At 62.2% G+C, this 19,131-nt stretch carries 16 protein-coding genes and 3 pseudogenes; 8 read left to right on the top strand and 11 right to left on the bottom strand.

What is annotated here, in order from left to right:
• Window positions 1–39 precede the first annotated feature (39 nt).
• Window positions 40–675 carry a class I SAM-dependent methyltransferase gene (locus ACPW74_RS14155; RefSeq protein ID WP_425858235.1) on the top strand — a complete coding sequence of 212 codons (636 nt, stop codon included), beginning with the start codon at window positions 40–42 and terminating at the stop codon, window positions 673–675.
• 74 nt (window positions 676–749) lie between these two features.
• Window positions 750–1,970, top strand: coding sequence for a winged helix-turn-helix domain-containing protein (locus ACPW74_RS14150; protein WP_113977500.1), 1,221 nt, complete (start codon window positions 750–752; stop codon window positions 1,968–1,970).
• A 10-nt stretch (window positions 1,971–1,980) separates the two neighbouring features.
• Here ACPW74_RS14150 and ACPW74_RS14145 read toward each other — a convergent pair whose 3' ends face one another.
• Window positions 1,981–2,622, bottom strand: coding sequence for a TetR/AcrR family transcriptional regulator (locus ACPW74_RS14145; RefSeq protein WP_425858233.1), 642 nt, complete (start codon window positions 2,620–2,622; stop codon window positions 1,981–1,983).
• 94 nt (window positions 2,623–2,716) lie between these two features.
• Here ACPW74_RS14145 and ACPW74_RS14140 point away from each other — a divergent pair.
• A pseudogene (locus tag ACPW74_RS14140) lies at window positions 2,717–3,414 on the top strand (DAPG hydrolase family protein).
• A 109-nt stretch (window positions 3,415–3,523) separates the two neighbouring features.
• Here ACPW74_RS14140 and frdD read toward each other — a convergent pair.
• The 7 genes from frdD to mscM all read right to left on the bottom strand — a co-directional run bounded on the left by frdD (window position 3,524) and on the right by mscM (window position 13,452).
• Window positions 3,524–3,880, bottom strand: a complete 357-nt coding sequence (frdD, locus tag ACPW74_RS14135) for a fumarate reductase subunit FrdD (RefSeq protein WP_010673803.1) — start codon at window positions 3,878–3,880, stop codon at window positions 3,524–3,526.
• Window positions 3,881–3,992: 112 nt separating this feature from the next.
• Window positions 3,993–4,391, bottom strand: coding sequence for a hypothetical protein (locus tag ACPW74_RS14130; protein WP_010673804.1), 399 nt, complete (start codon window positions 4,389–4,391; stop codon window positions 3,993–3,995).
• A gap of 16 nt (window positions 4,392–4,407) precedes the next feature.
• Window positions 4,408–5,142: a succinate dehydrogenase/fumarate reductase iron-sulfur subunit gene (locus ACPW74_RS14125; RefSeq protein WP_042065016.1), complete on the bottom strand. Its 735-nt coding sequence runs from the start codon at window positions 5,140–5,142 to the stop codon at window positions 4,408–4,410.
• Window positions 5,135–6,919, bottom strand: coding sequence for a fumarate reductase (quinol) flavoprotein subunit (gene frdA, locus ACPW74_RS14120; protein ID WP_010673806.1), 1,785 nt, complete (start codon window positions 6,917–6,919; stop codon window positions 5,135–5,137). The genes ACPW74_RS14125 and frdA overlap by 8 nt, the downstream gene beginning before the upstream one ends.
• 516 nt (window positions 6,920–7,435) lie before the next feature.
• The gene (locus ACPW74_RS14115; protein ID WP_143237204.1) at window positions 7,436–9,313 is read right to left on the bottom strand and encodes a methyl-accepting chemotaxis protein; all 1,878 of its coding nucleotides are present in this window, start codon (window positions 9,311–9,313) and stop codon (window positions 7,436–7,438) included.
• Between the two features lie 156 nt (window positions 9,314–9,469).
• Window positions 9,470–10,147: a glycerophosphodiester phosphodiesterase gene (locus ACPW74_RS14110; RefSeq protein ID WP_323899601.1), complete on the bottom strand. Its 678-nt coding sequence runs from the start codon at window positions 10,145–10,147 to the stop codon at window positions 9,470–9,472.
• Between the two features lie 29 nt (window positions 10,148–10,176).
• Complete coding sequence (gene mscM / locus ACPW74_RS14105; RefSeq protein ID WP_128271829.1) at window positions 10,177–13,452, bottom strand: miniconductance mechanosensitive channel MscM; 3,276 nt, start codon at window positions 13,450–13,452, stop codon at window positions 10,177–10,179.
• A 153-nt stretch (window positions 13,453–13,605) separates the two neighbouring features.
• Between mscM and ACPW74_RS14100 the strand changes: the two genes are divergently transcribed.
• Window positions 13,606–14,940 (top strand): MATE family efflux transporter, encoded by a 1,335-nt coding sequence (locus tag ACPW74_RS14100; protein WP_425858228.1) that lies wholly within the window; start codon window positions 13,606–13,608, stop codon window positions 14,938–14,940.
• Between the two features lie 87 nt (window positions 14,941–15,027).
• On the opposite strand, the gene ACPW74_RS14095 is transcribed toward ACPW74_RS14100, so the two are convergent.
• Window positions 15,028–15,855 carry a M23 family metallopeptidase gene (locus ACPW74_RS14095; protein ID WP_010673811.1) on the bottom strand — a complete coding sequence of 276 codons (828 nt, stop codon included), beginning with the start codon at window positions 15,853–15,855 and terminating at the stop codon, window positions 15,028–15,030.
• A gap of 127 nt (window positions 15,856–15,982) precedes the next feature.
• On the opposite strand from ACPW74_RS14095, the gene ACPW74_RS14090 reads away from it, so the two are divergent.
• From ACPW74_RS14090 to ACPW74_RS14080, 3 genes are all read left to right on the top strand, one after another.
• Complete coding sequence (locus ACPW74_RS14090; protein WP_173418147.1) at window positions 15,983–16,153, top strand: hypothetical protein; 171 nt, start codon at window positions 15,983–15,985, stop codon at window positions 16,151–16,153.
• Between the two features lie 68 nt (window positions 16,154–16,221).
• The gene (locus ACPW74_RS14085; protein WP_257709665.1) at window positions 16,222–16,350 is read left to right on the top strand and encodes a hypothetical protein; all 129 of its coding nucleotides are present in this window, start codon (window positions 16,222–16,224) and stop codon (window positions 16,348–16,350) included.
• Between the two features lie 49 nt (window positions 16,351–16,399).
• Complete coding sequence (locus ACPW74_RS14080; RefSeq protein WP_425859210.1) at window positions 16,400–17,122, top strand: BPSS1780 family membrane protein; 723 nt, start codon at window positions 16,400–16,402, stop codon at window positions 17,120–17,122.
• A gap of 60 nt (window positions 17,123–17,182) precedes the next feature.
• Here ACPW74_RS14080 and ACPW74_RS14075 read toward each other — a convergent pair.
• Both ACPW74_RS14075 and ACPW74_RS14070 read right to left on the bottom strand, forming a co-directional pair.
• Window positions 17,183–17,862, bottom strand: a pseudogene (locus ACPW74_RS14075) (substrate binding domain-containing protein).
• A 105-nt stretch (window positions 17,863–17,967) separates the two neighbouring features.
• Window positions 17,968–18,096, bottom strand: a pseudogene (locus tag ACPW74_RS14070) (helix-turn-helix domain-containing protein); the annotation flags it as partial.
• A 120-nt stretch (window positions 18,097–18,216) separates the two neighbouring features.
• Between ACPW74_RS14070 and ACPW74_RS14065 the strand changes: the two are divergent.
• Window positions 18,217–19,074 carry a Vmh family MBL fold metallo-hydrolase gene (locus ACPW74_RS14065; protein WP_052814884.1) on the top strand — a complete coding sequence of 286 codons (858 nt, stop codon included), beginning with the start codon at window positions 18,217–18,219 and terminating at the stop codon, window positions 19,072–19,074.
• Window positions 19,075–19,131: the final 57 nt, after the last annotated feature.

Raw genomic sequence — 19,131 nt, 5'->3', positions numbered from 1 at the left:
CAGGCAATCTGCCCCGCTGTCGCCACCCGAGGAGTCCCCATGCCAGCCCCTTGCCCTCTCTGCTCGTCCTGCCGAAGTTACCCCCTGCCGGTGGCAGGCAAGGCGTATCACCGCTGCCTGGCGTGCGAGCTGGTCTGGCTGGATGAGGCGGATCACCTGGACGAAGCGGCCGAGAAGGCGGTCTACGACGATCACGACAACCGGGTGGACGATCCCGGCTATCGCCGTTTCCTGATGCGGGCCTTCGGGGAAGTGCTGGCCCGGGTGCCGCCTCCTGCCAGCGGCCTCGACTTTGGCTGCGGCCCGGGCCCGGCGCTGGTCGCCATGGGGCGGGAGTCGGGCTTCGAGATGGCGGGTTACGACAAGTTCTATGCCGACGACCCCGAGTGCCTGACAAGGCAATACGACTTCATCACCAGCACCGAGGTGATAGAGCACATCGCCACCCCCCGCGCCGTGCTGGACACGCTCTGGGGCTGTCTCAAGCCCGGCGGGGTGCTGGTGTTGCAGACCCAGCGGGTGCTGGGGGACGAGCGCTTCAAGACCTGGCGCTATCGCCACGATCCCACCCATATCGTCTTCTTCGCCGAGGCCTCATTCCGTGCCCTGGCTGTCCGCTGGCAGGCAGCGGTCGAGTTTCCTCATGCGGATGTGGCGGTGTTCACCAAACCCTGAGCCGGGCGTTTTCATTTGGCCATGAGTTGGGCATGCTGGTGGCCTGATACCCAGGAACGGATGCCCCTATCTCCATGTCGATCCCCCACCTCTCATTGCAAGACGCTCGCCACCTGCAACTGGCGGCCCAAGGGCTGCTGACCCCGCGCCGCGCCAGAGCAACCCCCGCCGACCTGCTCGCCTGCATTCGCCGCATGGCGTTGCTGCAGATAGACACCATCTCCGTGGTGGCCCGCAGCCCCTATCTGGTGCTGTTCAGCCGTCTCGGCCACTACGATCCGCGCTGGCTGGAACAACTGCTGGCCGATGGTGACCTCTTCGAATACTGGGCCCACGAGGCCTGTTTCGTCCCCCGGGAAGATTACCGGCTGCTGCGCCATCGCATGCTGGATCCCGCCGCCATGGGCTGGAAGTTCTCCGCCCAGTGGCTCAAGACCCACGGCGGCGAGATAGCGCAGATAGTGGAGCGCATTCGCCAGGATGGCCCGGTGCGGGCGGCAGACTTCGAGCGCAAGGGGGACAAGGGCAACGGCTGGTGGGACTGGAAGCCCGAAAAGCGCCACCTGGAGGTGCTGTTTACCGCAGGCCAGCTGATGGTGCGCGAACGGCGCAATTTCCAGCGGGTCTACGATCTCGCCGAGCGGGTCATGCCGGAGTGGAATGACGAGCGGGATCTGCCGAGTCCTGATCTCGCCCGGCGGGACATGGTGCGAGCCAGTTGCCGGGCGCTGGGGCTGGTCAAGACCGGCTGGGTGGCGGATTACTATCGCCTTAAACGGGGGAAATACGACGCCCTGCTCCACCAGCTGGCGGACGAGGGGGAGCTGTTGCCGGTACGAGTGGAGGGGTGGCAGCACGGAGCCTTCGTTCACGCCTCCCTGGCCGATGAACTGGTCCGGGCCCAGGCGGGCTCCCTCAAGGCGAGCCACACCGCCGTGCTCTCGCCCTTTGACCCGCTGGTGTGGGATCGCAAGCGGGCCAGCGAGTTGTTTGGTTTTGACTATCGCATCGAGTGCTATACCCCGGCCCCCAAGCGCCAGTACGGTTATTTCGTGCTGCCGTTGCTGCATCGCGGCAAGCTGGTGGGCAGGATGGACGCCAAGGCCCATCGCAAGGAGGGGGTGTTTGAGGTCAAGAGCCTCTATCTGGAAGACGGGATCAGGGTGACCCGGACCCTGGCCCAGGATCTGGGCAAGGCCATCCAGAAGCTGGCGGAGTGGCACCAGACCCCGCTGGTGCGTTATGGCAACGTTCCTGCTCCCTTGTTGGCTCAATGGCAGGAGGTGGCACGCTGAGGAAGGACGCCTACCCTCGCATCAAGCCGGGCAGGACCAGGGCTACGGCGGCGGCGATGCGCGCGCGGATGCCGCTGCCCGGCGCCAGCAAGCCGAGCGCCATCTGGCGCAGCGGCTCCGCCATGGTCATCGCCAGCAGCAGGTCGCTGGTTTGGGCGGTGTCCAGCTCGCGCAGCCAGCCCAGTTGCTGCTGGCGCTGTAGCCACGCCGCCAGCGTCGCTCTGCCGCGGGCAATGCCGTTCTCCTGATAGGCCGCCAGCAGGGCATCGCGCCCCGCGAACTCATGCTGCAGCAGTCGGAACATGCCCACCGCCGGTGCGCTCAGCACCTGGCTGGCAATGGCTTGCAAGCCCTGCACCAGCATCTCTCCCAGTACCTCGGGGTGGGTTGCATCCTGCTCGAAGGCCGGTTGAAAGGCATCGGTCCAGCTGCGCACCGCCTGCGCTACTAGCTCGTCGCGATTGGCGGCGAAGCGGTAGAGAGTCTTCTTGGCAACCCCCGCCTCTTTGGCCACCGCATCCACGGTCGCAGCGTTGTAGCCCCCCTTGAGCAACAAAGTCAGCGTCGCCTCGGCGAGGGCGGAGCGAAGGTCGGCTTCCGGGGTGACCGGACGGCCTCGTGAGCGTGTTTCTTCATCGTTCTGGTGCGACATGATGGGCTCCTGGAAAGCATTGACAGACCCAGCATACAGGCATAGCGTAATTTAAGAAACGAATTTCGTTTCCTAAATTTATGGGAGTCATATCATGCATCCTTCTGCCTTGTTTGCCCCCTGGGGCGTCAATGACATCAACGAGTTGCTCAGTCCGCAACCCCTTCGCCTGGAAATGGGTCTGACCCGCAGCACCGACGGCCTGCTGACGGTCGCCATCCGCACCGATCTGCACGGTTGCAAGGGGCGCATGCTGGATTGGTGGTTCACCTTCTTCGAGACGACCCAGCACATCAGGTGGTGGCACCCCCACGACCACGTCGAGCACCGGGGCTGGGATCATCACTGGAAAAAGGGGAGCGCTATGTGGGAGCCAGCATAAAGGCGGTGGAGTGGCTTGCCGAGCTGCCGCCGGTGGCAGCTCGCCTCAAGTTCCACGGTGCCGAAGAGGTGTTCGCCCCGCAATCGCTACAGGAGGCGCGGGAGACGCAGGCTCTCTCTGCCGCCATCTGCGCCCGTATCGGCTTTGGCAACGAGGTGGCGCTGGATGACAACGGTGCGCCGCTGGATGGCGAGATGCTGCACCTGGCGCGGGATACCCCCTATGGCTGTGTGCTGCGCAGTCGTTTTCTGCTGGGCAAAGCCTGCGCCAACCCGCTTGACGAGGTGCCGGACGAGGTAGGTTTCAACCTGATGCGCCACTGCTACAGCGAGTTCAGCTATCTGGCGCAGTTTCTGCCGTCGCTCTACTACGCGGAAAACGGTCGTGAACCGGCACCGCGACTCTGGTGACGGATGCCGAACGAGCGTGCAGGCCAGCTGCCGGATGGAGATGAACCGCGGAAGATGGTCATAAAAAAACCGGGCACTGGGCCCGGTTTGTCATGCAGTCAGGATGTGCTTACTGGAGCACCAGCACCATCAGCAGGCCGACGGTGATGGCGGACACCAGGAAGGCGAAGCCATAGAACACATAGTGGTGCAGCTTGGTGGTGTGGATCCCCAGATCATGCAGGCCGTGGTAGATGCGGTGCATGCCGTGCCAGACGGGCAGGGCGATGATCACCAGCAGGATGCAGGCACCCCACCAGGAGCTGGCGAATGCCAGCACGCGCTCGTAGCTCATGGTCTCCACGTCCATGATGCCCATGGGCACCAGCAGACCTGTGATGAGGACAATGACCGGCAGCAGCATGGCAACCACCATGCCACCCGCACCAAACAGACCCCAGTAAATTGGCTCGTCAGAACGTCTCATATTTTTTCCTCAAATCATGATTGAGTGATCGTGGCCAACGTTTCTGAGTGAGAGCCCGGTACCAAACAGACACCAATAACCGGGTTCGTCAGAACGTCTTATGGTTTTCTCCTCAGGCCACGATGATCAGGACAAGCAGGGATACCGCCGCCAGCGCCACATACTGGGCGATGACGATCGGCTTCTCCGGCACCAGGTCTTCACCACGGAAGATGCGCATGGCTTTCGGAGCCAGGGCGAACCAGGTCTTGGCGTGGAACAGGCAGGCTGCCAGGGCGATGACGTGGAACAGGATGGCAATGGGGCTTTGCAGGGATTCCAGCCAGCCGTTGAATGCCTCCTGACCCTGTACCAGCCGCAGCAGACCCCACATCAGCACGACGGCGTAGATGGAAACGAAGATGCTGGTGCCTTCGCGGATCATGTAACCGGTGTAGAAGGCATTCTTCAGCCACCAGTCTTTCTTCATCTCGCGCACGTAAGGCTTACGTTTGCTCTCAGTGTTGTTCATGGTCTCACTCCTGGTCTCAATCCGGCTTGAACATGGCGATCATGTAGTCCTTGGCGCTCTCGACCTTGCCAAGCTGGATGGCGGCGGCCGGATCCACGCCTTTCGGGCACACTTCGGAGCAGTAGCCCACGAAGGTACAGCCCCAGACGCCCTCGTCCTGGCTGATGATCTTCATCCGCTCCCTGGACGCGCTGTCGCGGTTGTCGGCGTTGTAGCGATAGGCCAGTGCCAGGGCCGCCGGACCGGTGAACTTCTTGTTGATGCCATATTGCGGGCAGGCCGCGTAGCACAGACCGCAGTTGATGCACATGGAGAACTGGTGATACTTCGCCATGTCAGCCGGCGTCTGGGTGTACTCGCCGTCGCACAGGCTGCGCGGCTCGGACGGGATGATGTAGGGCTTGATGCTCTCCAGCTTCTCGATGAAGTCGGACATGTCGACCACCAGATCGCGCTCGATGGGGAAGTTGTTGAGCGGTTCGATAGTCATCTTGCCCGGCAGGTAATCCCGCAGGAAGGTCTTGCAACCGAGTTTCGGAATGCCGTTGACCATCATGCCGCAGGAGCCGCAGATCGCCATCCGGCAGGACCAGCGGAAGCTCAAGGTGGAGTCCAGATGATCCTTGATGTATTGCAGCGCATCCAGCAGGGACATCTCTTTGAGGTAGGGCACCTGGAAGGTCTGCATCCAGGGCTCGTTATCCTGCTCGGGACGGTAGCGCAGGATTTCAATTTCGATCATCTCAGCCATTCTTCTTAGCCTCGTCTTGTTTCTCACCCTCGGAACCGTACACGCGCTTGGCCGGTTGGGATTTAGTGATCTTCACATCGGAATAGTCGATGGTCGGGGCCCCTTCGCCGTTGTAGAAGGAGAGAGTGTGCTTGAGGAAGTTGACGTCATCGCGCTCCTCGTAACCGTCCAGACGCTGGTGGGAACCGCGGGACTCTTTGCGGTTGATGGCGGAGTGCGCCATGGCTTCCGCCACGTCCAGCATGTAGCCCAGCTCGATGGCGTACAGCAGGTCGGTGTTGAAGACCGAGGACTTGTCGTTGATCTTGATCTTCTTGTAACGGGCTTTCAGCTCGTTGATCTTGTCGATGGTGCCCTGCATCAGCTCTTCGGTACGGTAGATACCGACACCGGCTTCCATGGACATGCCCAGTTCGTTGCGGATATCCGCCGGGTTTTCGGTGCCGTCGATGTCCAGCAGGGAGAGGTGCTGCTTGATGAGCGCCTCGGCCTTGGCGACCAGCGCCTGGGTGTTGCCGTGTTGCTGGGTGGCGGCAAACTCGGCTGCCTGCTCACCGGCCACCTTGCCGAAGACCACGATCTCGGACAGGGAGTTGGAACCCAGACGGTTGGCGCCGTGCAGACCGACGGAGGCACATTCGCCAGCGGCATAGAGACCGGCCAGACGAGTGGCGCACTTGCCGTCAGTTTCTATGCCACCCATGGTGTAGTGGGCGGTCGGACGTACCGGAATCGGCTCTTTCACCGGATCCACACCCACATAGGCCTTGGCCAGTTCGCAGATGAAGGGCAGACGCTCTTTCAGGTACTTCTCGCCAAGGTGGCGCAGGTCAAGGTGAACCACGTCGCCCATGGGGCCCTGGATCACGCGGCCTTTTTGCTGCTCCTGCCAGAAGGCCTGGGAGAGACGGTCGCGCGGACCCAGCTCCATGTGCTTGTTCTTTGGCTGGCCGACCGGGGTTTCCGGGCCCAGACCGTAATCTTGCAGGTAGCGATAGCCATCCTTGTTCAGCAGGATGCCACCCTCACCACGACAACCCTCAGTCATCAGGATGCCGGTGCCCGGCAGACCGGTCGGGTGATACTGGACGAACTCCATGTCCCGCAGCGGTACGCCGTGGCGGTAGGCCAGGGCCATGCCGTCACCGGTGACGATGCCGCCGTTGGTGTTGTAGCGATAGACACGACCTGCGCCGCCGGTGGCCAGCACCACGGACTTGGCCTGGATGAAGCGGGTGATGCCGTTCTGGATGTCAAAGGTGACGACACCCTGGACACGGCCATCTTCCACGATGAGATCCAGACAGAAGTGCTCGTCGAAGCGCTTGATGGTCGGGTACTTGATGGAGGTCTGGAACAGGGTGTGCAGGATGTGGAAGCCGGACTTGTCGGCGGCGAACCAGGTGCGGGGGATCTTCATCCCGCCGAAACGGCGAACGTTAGCCTTGCCGTCCGGTTTGCGGCTCCAGGGGCAACCCCAGTGCTCCAGCTGGATCATCTCGTTGGTGGCGTTGTTGACGAAGTACTCGACTACGTCCTGCTCACACAACCAGTCACCACCGGAGACGGTGTCGTTGAAGTGGTTTTCCAGGGAGTCGTCATCACGAACGACGCCTGCGGCGCCACCTTCGGCGGCCACGGTGTGGCTGCGCATCGGATAGACCTTGGAAATCAGGGCGATTTCCAGCTCCGGGTGGGCTTCTGCAATGGCGATTGCGGCACGCAGGCCACCGCCACCGGCACCGATGATGGCAACATCGGTCTTGATAATATCCACATCTGCCTCCTTAGGGATAGATTTGCTGGGCACGATTTTGCTCTATGAAAAAAATTCAGGCTTGATGCAAGTCAAACTGCTTTGTTTTAGTGCTTGGCAACGGTGATTTTTATTACAACCACCCCATTCCTTGGATGAAAATGCCGTCATTATCGCCATCCATCAGTGATCTGGATCAGCCGTACTCGCTACTCTGGTGATTTTAACTCCAAGATTATACGTAGTTTTCTTTCAAAAAAATGAGAAATGCCTCTCTTTTTGGGTATTGCCCATAAAATTTTTAAGTTTTTTATCAAAACAGTTTAATGATAACTATTATCACGATGACATATCGAGATTAGGCATCAAAAAAGTAATGCGAATATAGCCATGACAGACTGGGCCCGTCTCCCACACATGGGCAAAAGGAGATGTCGATCACAGGGTTTAGGGTCTCGAAAGGGGATTATAACCGTTGAAACAAAAAGGGTTTATAAAAAAAGGGGGCCTGAACGGCCCCTTTCTTCCCATGGTCGATCAGATGCGGAACATGCCGACCTGATTATTCAATTCACCTGAAATATTTTTAAGCTGGGCCGACAGATTGCGGGAGCTGTCCGCATCCACTGCCAGCTCGTCCGAGACATCCTTGACCGCCTGGATGTTGCGGCTCACCTCGTCGGTGACGGCACGCTGTTCCTCGGCGGCGCTGGAGATCTGGGTCGCCATGTCGGAGATCTGGTTGATGGAGGTGGTGATCTGCTCCAGCGCCTGGGTCGCATCGTTGGCATCTTCCACGCTGTTCTGGGCCAGCAACTGACCCTCGTGCATGGTACTGACGGCGCCCTGGGTGTTGCGCTGCAGGGTCTCGATCATGCTGCGGATCTCGACGGTGGAGCTGTGGGTGCGCTGGGAAAGCACCCGCACCTCGTCGGCCACCACGGCAAAGCCGCGTCCCTGCTCGCCAGCCCGGGCGGCCTCGATGGCGGCGTTGAGCGCCAGCAGGTTGGTCTGCTCGGCGATGCCCTGGATGGTGGAGAGGATGGTGTTGATCTCCTGGGCGTTCTTCTCCAGTTCCTGAATGATGCCGGAGGCCTGCTTGACCTGGGTGGCGAGATCCGTGATGGAGCGCTGGTTGCGGGCAATCACCTGCTTGCCGTGCTCGCAACTGCTGGAGGAGCTGCGGGCCGCTTCCGCGGTCTGCTCGGCATTGCTGGCCACTTCGACGGCGGTGGCGGACATCTCGTGCACTGCGGTCGCAATCTGGGAGATCTCGTTTTGCTGGCGGGCCAGCCCCTGGTTGGATTTCTCCGCCATGTCGTGGGAAGACCTGGCCTGCTGGTTGAGCTGGGTGGAGGAGTTGGAGATGTCCTGCACCATGACGTGGATGCGCTCGATGAAGGTGTTGACGTGCTTGGCGACGGTACCGACCTCGTCTTCACGCTCGATTTTGATGCGACGGGTGAGATCGCCGTTGCCGCGGGAGAGATCGACAATCGCCTCGCCCAGGGTTTTCAGCGGCGCCAGGGAGCCGTTGATGGCGACATAGGAGAAGCCCGCCACGATGAGGATGGTCAGCAATCCCTGAATAAGGTCGGAGGTGACCATGCGGGAGACGGACTGGTAGGCGACCGCTTCATCCACCACGATGCCGAAATACCAGTTGGTGTTGGGGATCTCGGTGAGGTCGAATACGCTCGCCTTGCCGCTGATATCCATCTCGGAGATGGTGTTGTCATGGGCCAGCTCGTTGACCTTGGCTGCCGTCAGTTCCGGGGAGATGGCGGTGGCGGGTTTGAGGGTCAGATCCTTGTCCGGGTGGGCGATGATGGTGCCGTTGCTGTCCACCAGAATGGCATAGGTGCCTTCCGAGTTCATGGCGAGCACGTCTTTCACCAGACCGTCGATGGAGACGTCACCGGCGATGACGCCGTCGGTGTTGCCGCGACTGAAGGGCTCGGCGATGGTGATGATGAGCTGGCCGGTGGTGATGTCGGCATAGGGGGCCGTGATGGCGAGCTTGCCGGCGGCCATGGCGTCCTTGTACCAGGGGCGCTGGCGCGGATCATAGCCGGCCGGCAGATCGGTCGGCTTGCTCTGGATCATCCGGCCATCCTTGGTGCCCACGTAGACGAGATCGAAGTTGCCCGCATTCATGGACTGGGCCAGGTGGCTGAGGGGCTCGTCTTCCTTGGCGAAGGCTTCCTTGGTGGCGGTGACGAGATTGATGCGGGCGTCGAGCCAGCGGGAGATCCCCTTGACGTTGGCGACCGAGCTGTCGTCGATGAAGCTCCAGATCAGCCGCTGGGTTTCACTGCGCAACTGGGAGGTGTTGTACCAGACCTGCAGGCCGGTGATGACCAGAATGATGGCCCCGATGGAGAGGACCAGCTTGTTCTTGATGGATAGGTTCATGTTTACATCCTTGTGAGCGTCAGTCAGAGATCCATGGTGTTTGTTATTGTTATGAGCCAACTCTGTATCGGCTGGCTATGGACTTTATGTATCCCGGTGCACCGCATTTTTTCAATTCTTTTCACCTCCTTGTGGCCTGCCAGGGCGCGCCGATACTCAGCTGAATCGATCTGGCCGGTTGGTGAAGATGCCATCGACACCCATGCTGGCGAGGGCGATCCCATCACTCACTTCGTCGACTGTATAGACCAGGATCTTGAGCCCCCGGCGATGGGCATCCGCCACCAGGGTCTCGTCGACGAAATCCACGTCGCAGTTCAGTGACCAGGCCCCCAGCGTCTCGGCGAAGGCGGCGCCGTCGAGGGGCAGGCTGGCGGTCAGGGCGCCGATCCTGATTTCCGGTCGCAGTCCCTTGAAGCGTAACAGCTCGGGATGATGAAAGGAGGAAACGATCCAGTGCACCTGGGTAAAGCCAAGCTCGGCCTCGGCCCGCCTGGTCAGGGCGGCCACCGGCTCGGCGGTGTGGGCGCCCTTTAGCTCGATGTGCAGTTCGCAGCGCCCCGCCACCAGTGCCATCACCTGCCACAGGGTCGGGATCCGCTCCTCGTCCCCCGCATCCAGGCTCGCCAGGTACTCCCGGGATTGCCCGGTCAGCACACCCTGGCCGTTGGTGCAGCGCTCCAGTCGCCGGTCGTGGAAGACCCAGAGCTCTCCGTCGGCCCACTGCACGTCCAGCTCGATGGCTTTGGCACCCAGATCCAGCGCCAGGCTCATCGCCTTGAGGGTATTCTCCGGGGCCAGGCCGCTGGCACCGCGATGGGCAATGATCTGCATGATGGCTCCTGTTGTCGTCTTTGGGGGCTTCATCCCCGGCTCATCCGGATGTCGATCTGCTGATGTGGCAGATGCATGCCGACCTGGCCGAGTTTCTCCAGGATCAGGGAATGCACCTCGTGTGTAATGGGCATCCGGTGATCCATGTTGTTGACGTAGAGCCGGATCTCGTAGATGAGGGCCGAGTCGGTGAACTCGATCAGGAACACCTCCGGGGCGGGCGTATCCAGCACCAGGGTGGACTCGCGCACGCTCTGCTCCAGCAGTTGCTGTACCTGCTTGGGATTCTGGGTCAGGCCGATGCGAATGCGCAAGCGGACCCGGGTGATGGCATCGGACAGGGACCAGTTGATGAACTGCTCGGTGATGAAGGCCTTGTTGGGGACGATGATCTCCTTCCTGTCCCAGTCCACTATGGTGGTGGCGCGGGTCTTGATCTTGGTGACGGTGCCGGTGAGATCACGGATGGTGACGGTGTCACCCAGGCGGATCGGTTTTTCGAACAGGATGATGAGGCCGGAGACGAAGTTGGCGAAGATCTCCTGCAAGCCGAAGCCCAGCCCCACGGAGAGTGCTGCCACCAGCCACTGGGTCTTGGACCAGTCGATGCCGAGCATGGAGAAGCCGGTGAGGGCGCCAATCAGCAGCACCAGGTACTTGCTCACCGTGGTGAGGGCGAAGCCGGTGCCGGGGGAGAGGCTCAGGTGCTGGAGCAGGGTGAGCTCCATCAACCCTGGCAGGTTGCGGGCGGTGACCACCGTCAGGATGAAGGCGAAGACGGTCAGCATCAGATCCTGCAGGGTGATGGCGGAGAGCTGCTCGATGCCGGCCACCTTGCTGCTCACCTGCCACACCTCGATGCTGCTGAGGAAGCTGAATGCCGAGTTGAGATCCGACCATTGCACCACCACCAGCATGGTGAAGCCCAGCATCAGCAGGGTGCGTACCAGGCCGAGGGACTGGGCGCTGATGGTATCCAGGTCTAGCTCGGGCTCCTCCACCACATCGGGGATCTCGGAGCTGAGATCGTCCTCTTCCCGCTCCCGCTGCGCCAGGATCTCGGCCCGCTTCTGCTTGGCGCGATCGAAGGCGAGTCGGCGGCGCTGGATCAGCATCCAGCGGTGGGCCAGATAGTAGACGAGCAGGCAGCCGAGCCCCGCCAGCAGGCTCAGCTCCAGCTGGCGCAGCAGGGTGCGGGAGGTGTAGAAGTAGCCGAACAGGGCGCCCAGCACCGCCAGCAGCGGGGCCAGCATCAGGCTGTTCCAGATGAAGTGGTGCAGCAGATGGGGCTTGGTCATGTCTGCCTGACCCCAGGTGAGAGGCAGTTTTTCCCGGTTGAGGCGGGCAAAGAAGAGCAGCAGCCAGAGGGCCCCGATGATGAAGGCGAGGCGTCCCAGGGAGTCGTAGAAGGCGTGCTCCTGATAGCTGCTCGCCATGCCCTGCACGAAGAAGCTCGGGATCAGCACCAGCAGCAGGGTACGAAATTGTCCCCATACTCGCTGCACCCGCTCCTTCTGCCAGCGGAAGTGGAGGATGAGGATCCCCTTCTCCAGGGTGAGGTGGCGCGCCACCAGCAGGGCCAGCAGCAGGAACCAGATTTCACCCAGGCCCCGGGCCACCGCCACCGCGAAGGGATATTGCCAGGCGCCGTCCAGCAGGCCGTGCACCATGAGCACCATGGCGGGCAGCGGCAGGGCGGCGAGCACGGAGCGCACCAGCAATCGGCTGGTGAGGCTGAACTTGTCCTGGGTTACCTTGCCGATGCGCGGGGCAATGTACTGGCTGTATTGAAGGAGGTGGCGAGCCAGTTTCAGCCAGCACCAGGCCAGCCCCAGCAGCCCGAGGCCAGCCAGGGTCAGGCTCAGGGGGTTGTTCTCGGCGATGGCCCTGGGCAGTTGCAGCCAGTTGGCCGGGTTGAAGGCAAGGCCGAGGGCGGCCGGGACGCCGAGCAGCACCGCCGGGCTCAGGGGGCGCACGTCCGGCATCCAGAACAGATGGCTGGCACTGAGTTCGCGGATCTCGTCGATCTTGCTGTTCTGGCGGCTGTAGAGCAGCTTGAGGCGGGTCTGCTCCTGAATGAGGGTGTCGGAGGCATCGTTGAGCCGGGTCAGCAGTTGCCGTCTCGCCTTGAGCAGGTTGTCCAGCACGGCGCGCTGGGCCCTGTCCAGGGTGATGCCGTCTCCACTGAGCAGGCTGTTGCGCAGTTGCACCGGATCCTTCAGGGCATCCTGCTCGGTCTCGTACTGGTATTTGGCCATGCGCGCCTTGACGATGGCGGACTCCAGCCGCTCCAGCGGGAAGTAGGCGGGCAGATCGGCCAGCTTGCTGCGCAGGTTCTCGCCGTAGGCGTTGCTTATCTGCAACCACTCCAGCTGTTCGCGCACCGAATTGACCAGCTCGTTGAGCCCGGAGAGGGAGGTGTCCACCCCCCGTTGCTCGTCCTGCACCCGTTCAATCTGGTCCTCGAGGGCCCCCAGTTGCAGGGAGAGGGCCTGGTTTTGCTGCTGTTGCTCCTGCAAGAGGGGGAGGTCAGAGGTGAGCTGGCGGCGCAGGCGTTCGCTCTCGGCCAGGGCCTGCTCGGTCTTGTCCCGACGCAGCTGGTTCTGCTGGGAAAGCAGACTGGTCTGCCACTCATCCTCGTCGGTGATGGCGAGGTTGAGCTCCTGCAGCTTGAGCTTGCCCAGATCGTTGCGCTGCTGGGCGGAGAGCTGCTCCAGCTCCAGCATCTGGATCCGGTCGGAGAGGCTCTGCTCTTTGAGTCGGGTGGCCAGTTGCTGGGCCTCCTGCAACCTGTCCGACTCGTTGCTGAAGCTCAGGCGATCGAGCAGGGAGCGGGTCTGGAGCAACTGCTTGCGCAACTCGTCGACCCGCAGGTGATATTCCTGGCCCGTGCTCTCAAGCTGGTTGAGGCTGTCGGTCACCGCCTGACGCTCCTTGCGCAGGTTGAGCTGGCGGTTGCTGCTCAGGCTGATGGCCTGGCGCAGGGCATCCTCCTTGAGGGAGGAGAGGGACGGGCGGGACTGGGGCTGATAGTTGTGCAGCCCCTCCTTGAGACGGGCGGACTCCTTGGGGTAGTCGATGAGGATCTGCTGGTAGGCCTTGCCCTGTTCCCGGTAGCGCTGGGCATCCCGGGCATATTGCAGCGCCTGCTGGTAGCTCTCCCGCAGTTGCTGGTTTTCCGGGGTATCCGTCTTGGGGATGCTTTGCAGCAGCTCCTCTACCTGAGTGATGGCATCATCAGCCTGGACAGCGGAGAAGGGGAACAGGCTGAGACAGAGCATCAGACAGAGCAGGCGTTGCAACATGGCGCACGTTTCCGTTCAGGAGAAGTCGCCCTAGCCTAAAGCAGGGGCCGGGGCGGGTAAAGCCCTCAAGATGAATGATCCACGGCACAAATAACGGGTGATCCGGGTCTTGTTTGGCTATTATTCTGGCCGTTCCCCTTCATTGAGCAATTTATGTCCTCCGTCGATCTGGGCACGGCCCCCCTTTCCCGCCTCTTCTTGCGTTACGTCACCCCCACGGTGGCCGCCATGCTGGTCACCGGCATCTATGTCACCATAGACGGCATCTTCGTCGGCCATATCCTGGGCCAGGACGGGCTGGCCGGCATGATGCTGGCGTACCCCATCTGCGCCGTGCTCTACGCGGTGGGGGCCCTGATCGGCATGGGATCCTCGTCGCTGGCCTCCTTCTATCTGGGCAAGGGGGAGCAGGCCAGGGCGCGCCACATCGTCGGCAATGCCCTGGTGATGGTGCTCATCGCCTCCGCGCTGCTCGCCTTCATTGGCATTCGTTACGGCAAGGCCATGCTTGTCTGGATGGGGGCGCAGGGGGTCATCTTCGACGCAGGCTTCGCCTATCTGCAGTGGTACGCCTGGCTCGGGGTGTTCGCGGTGCTCTCCATGGCCTTTGCCGCCCTGCTGCGCAACGACGGGCGACCCGGCCTCACCACCTGGATCCTGGTGGGGGGCGGCGTGCTCAACGTGCTGCTCGACTACCTGCTGATGGCGGTGATCCCCTGGGGGCTGGCGGGGGCCGCCATCGCGACCATGCTCTCCCAGGCGGTCACCGGGGGCCTGTGCCTGTGGCACTTCTTCACCCCCCGTAGCCAGTTGCGCATTCGCTGGGATACCCTGGTGCCCGACTGGCGGCTGATGGGGGAGACATTGCGACTCGGGGTGTCGAGTTTTCTGATGTACCTCTACCTCTCGGTGGTGCTGGCGCTGCACAACAAGGCGCTGCTCTCGGTGGGCACTTCGCTGCACGTGGCCGCCTATGGGGTCATCAGCTACAGCGAGGCCTTCTTCTATCTCATCTTCGAGGGGATCGCCATGGGCATCCAGCCTATCGCCAGCTTCAATGCCGGGGCGGGCAACTGGGCACGGGTGCTGCGGGTACGCAACCTGGCATTGGGAGTGACCATGGCGGTGGCACTGTGCGGGATGATCCCGCTGTATCTGTGGCCGGAGGCAGTGGTTTATCTGTTTGCGGGGGACAATGCTGCCCTGTTGCCGGTGGCCAGCCTCGGTATCTGGCTCTACTTCTGGGGACTGCCCATGGAAGGCTTGCTGCTGGTGGGGGCCACCTATTTCCAGGCCATCAACCGGGCCCGCATCGCTTCCCTGCTCACCGGCGGCAAGCTGGTGCTGATCGGCGGTTTCCTGTGGGGCTTCTCCTCCCTGTGGGGAGTGGCCGGTGTCTGGCTGGCGCTGCCCACTTGCAGCACTCTGCTGGTCCTGGTGATGTGGCGGGCGATGAATAGGGAGGGGCGCCAGCACAGCGCTGCCTGAGATGTGGTCATGCGTCCATGAAAAAGGCAGCCTTGGCTGCCTTTTTCATTTTGAGTGCCCCTGCCTGTGGGCGGCAGGTCGCCGGCCTCAGGGCTTGAAGGCGCCGATAAAGATGGCGGGGTCGACGCGGGCGTCGTTGAGGCTGACGTTCCAGTGCATGTGGGGACCGGTGGCGCGGCCGGTGGCGCCGACCCGGCCGACGATGCCGCCGCGGGGCAGGCTCTGGCCCAGCTTCACGTCCACCTTCGACATGTGACAGAACATGCTGATGAGGCCCTGGCCGTGGTCGACGAACACCGTATTGCCGTTGAAGAAGTAGTTGCCGATGAGGATGACCTTGCCAGCGGCTGGTGCCTTGATGGGAGTGCCGGCTCCGACCGCGAAGTCGAGGCCGGAGTGGGGGTTGCGCTCCTCGCCGTTGAAGAAGCGGCGCAGCCCGAAGGGGCTGGAGAGCGGGCCCTGGACCGGTTTGTCAAACAGCAGGTTGCTCGGCTGAGCCGGGCTGAAGGTCTGGTAGGCGCGGGTCTGTTCGGCAAGCTCCCGGTTGATGCGGGTCATGTCTTCGGCCAGCGGATTGACCTGGCGGCTGTTCTTGAGCTTGATGTGCTGCTCACGGTAGTGCTTGGTGCCGACCTTGAAACTCAAGGTGCGGCCATCGCTGGTGGTCACCTGATGGGGGCCGGGCGCGCTCTTGAGCGGGATGCCGACGATGGCGATCCACGTCTTCCCGTCTTCCTGTACCACCAGCACAGGCTTGTCCTGATAGCGCACTGCGGGCGCCTTGGCCCCGCTTCCCAGTGGTACCACGGCCACGCCCCCCGGCACCGGGTGGTTGAGCAGGCGGCTGATAAACCCCGGTTCGGCGTGAAGCGCAGGGCTGCCGAGCAGCAGGAGAAGAAAGAAGAGGCGGCGCATGATGGCTCCATCGGATCAGGGGGAAAGCAAGAGGGGGGAGATGATGCCACATTCTGGCGGTGCTGTCCGTCAACCGTGGCCGATAAACTCATCGGCTGCGGCCCAGAAGGACGCAACGGACACGCCATTGCAGCGAGGTGAATGCTCTGGTTGCGGGTGCCCGCCTTCCCTTCGACCTTGCCAGCCTGAGCAGGGGCCGCTGCGCTACCGCATCTTGGGGGCGCTCGCGAGCGACAACCGCTTCATCACCACCAGCCTGGTCGAGGTCGGGGTGGGCATGGCCGGACAGGGGCCCTGACCCCTATTCCATTCGATACCGCCATCGCGGTACCCTACTCGGCGGCGACCCAGGTCACCGACTGCAAGATGAGGCTCTCCCCGACCCGGTTGCCGGGCCAGGTAGTACGCACCGGCCCCATCATGGTCACGGTGAGCGTGCCCTGGGGAGACGCCGCTTCGCCCCTATTTTTCGACGAGGTCAATGATGAACAGTGACAGGGCCCTGCGCCGCGAACCCAAACGCCATGGCATAGGACAGGGCTAGATCTGGATCCGCACCGGATTCGACATCTTCAACAAGGGGATGGGTGCCAGCGTGGCCATGATAGTGCTCTGGTTTGTGGTGGGCATCGTGCTGGATCAGCTGCCGGCGGGGGGCTTGATCTCCCAGTTGCTCTACATGGTGTGGGGGGCTGGCTGGGTGGCGGTGGCGCGGCGGGGTCACCATGGCGAGGCGCTGCAATTTGGCGACTTCTTTGCCGGTTTCCGCCATCGGTTGACCCCCTTGATGCTGGGGGGCCTGATGGTGCTCGGCCTCATCATGGGGATCCTGATGATCTGTGTGTTCCTGCTGCACCAGTGGGGACTCACCGGCCTGTTGTCCGCTGATCCGGGCTCCCTGGCGCTGACCCCGGAGCAGGCACAGGGCTTCCTCGTCTGCGCCCTGGTGGGATTGGCACTGTTCGTTCCCGTGCTGATGGCCATCACCTTCGCCCCCGCCCTTATCCTCTTCCATCAGGTCGGGGTCTGGCAGGCAGCCATGCTCAGCTTCAAGGGATGTCTGCGCAACATGTGGCCCTTCCTCTGGTGGGGGCTGCTCGGGGCCGTGCTGATCTTCTTTGGCACACTCCTGATGCTGGTGGGCCTGCTGGTGGTGCTGCCTGCCATCAACTACTCCATCTATGCCGCCTATCACGACATCTATCTGGAGGATCAGGAGGCCGAGGAGGGAGAGACCCCGGTCAAGGCATTCGGTTTCGAAGCCTGACCGGCACAGGATGGAGCAAAGAGGGGCCGCGAGGCCCCTTTTTTGTGCGGCTCGCAGGGATCAGAGAGAGGGAGGGGCTTCCTGCCACAGGGGATCGTCCGCCATCCGCTCCACGAGAAAGTCGAGGAAGCTGCGCAGCAGGGGGGACATCTGTTTGCGGGTGCCATAAACGGCATAGACGCCGAGGCGCTTGGGCTGCCACGGGGTGAGCAGGGGGACCAGTGCGCCGCTTGCCAGATGGGGGTGAACCGAGTAGGCGGGTTGCAGGCTGATCCCCGCCCCGTCCAGGGTGGCGCCAGCAGCAGGTTGGAGATGTTGGCGCTGAGGTTGCCGCTCACCGGGACGGATTCGGGACCATCGGGCCCCAGAAACTCCCACAGGCTCTTGCCGAAATAGGTGTAGGTGAGGCAGTTGTGCAGTGCCAGATCCTGCACCTGCTGCGGCAGGGCATGGCGGGCCAGGTAGGCGGGGCTGGCGCACACCACCGAGTGGCAGGTGCCGAGCCTGCGGGCCACCAGGTTGGGATCGAGGTCGTTGGTGATGCGCAGGGCGAGATCGATTCGCTCCTCCACCAGATTAACCGTCCGGTCCAGCAGCAGGATGTCGATCGCCGTGCCGGGGTAACGGGCCAGATAGTCGTTCGCCGCCCCGACCAGCAGGGCTTCGGAGAGAGAGTAGCTGCAGGTGATGCGCAGTTGCCCCTTGGGGGCCTCGTCATGGCGGATGGCCAGGTGTTCCATCTCTTCCCCCAGGGCCAGCATGGCTCTGGCCCGGTTCAGCGCCTCTTCTCCCGGCCCGGTCAGGCTCAGCCGGCGGGTGGTGCGGTGCAGCAATCTGGCCCCCATCCAGCGTTCCAGCTCGGCCAGGTAGCGCGACACCATGGCGCGGGACATCTCCAGTTTCTCCCCGGCGCCGCTCAGGCTGCCCTGTTCCACCACGCAGACGAAGACCCGCAATGCGGTCAGCCTATCCATCTTGTGCTCCTATATGATCGATTTATGCAACAGTGATGCGCCTATTATGCGGTATTTGTATCGATGGTGATGCAATAAACTGCGCTCATTCCATTAATCCACACCGATGAGCGTTATCTGATGAACAACACACTGCGTACCCTGACCCTGACCAGCCTCCTGATGACGGGTTCCGCCCTGGCGGCCCCCCTGACCGTGACCGCCTACAACCCCGGCGAGAAGGCGATCTTCCCCGTCTCCTCCTCACTGGTAACCGGTGACAAAGAGGCCATCCTGATCGATGCCCAGTTCGATGTGCAACATGGTCAGGCGCTGGTGGACATGATCAAGAAGAGCGGCAAGAAGCTGACCACTGTCTATATCAGTGCCGGTGACCCCGACTTCTACTTCGGTCTGGAACCCGTCATGGCGGCGTTCCCGGATGTCAAGGTGTTGGCCGACCAGCATGTGGTCGACCATATCAAGCAGACCAAGGATGCCAAGCTGAGCTACTGGGGCCCGATCCTGGGCAAGGATGCACCCAAGAGCCTGACCGTGCCGCAAGTGATGACGGCCAGCCACCTGACCCTGGATGGCGAGAAGATTGAAATCAAAGAGATGAACACCCCGAATGCCTACCTCTGGGCCCCTTCCATCAAGACGGCCTTTGGTGGTGTGCCGGTCTACAGCGGCGTGCACGTCTGGATGGCGGACAGCCAGTCCAAGGCCGCTCGCAGCAACTGGGTCAAGGCGCTGAACAATCTGCTGGCCCTGAAACCCGAGCGCGTGGTGCCGGGTCACTTCCTGGGGACTGCGCCCAAGGGTACCGAAGCCGTGACCTTCACCCGTGACTACGTGCAGCGCTTTGAGCAGGAGCTGGCCAAAGCCAAGCACTCCGGCCAACTGATTGAAGCGCTGAAGAAGGCTTACCCCTCTCTGCCGGTCGATGATGGCCTGGCCATCGGTGCCAAGGTCAATACCGGCGAGATGAAGTGGTAACTCCCTGACGCCTACATCCCTGTGTTTTTTTCCGGGCCCGAGGGCCCGGTTTTTTAT

Source organism: Aeromonas sp. INTO2 (assembly GCF_049860605.1).
GTDB lineage: Bacteria > Pseudomonadota > Gammaproteobacteria > Enterobacterales > Aeromonadaceae > Aeromonas > Aeromonas caviae.
Note: the sequence above shows the minus strand (reverse complement) of the source record. Positions and strands in the feature narration are given on the sequence as shown.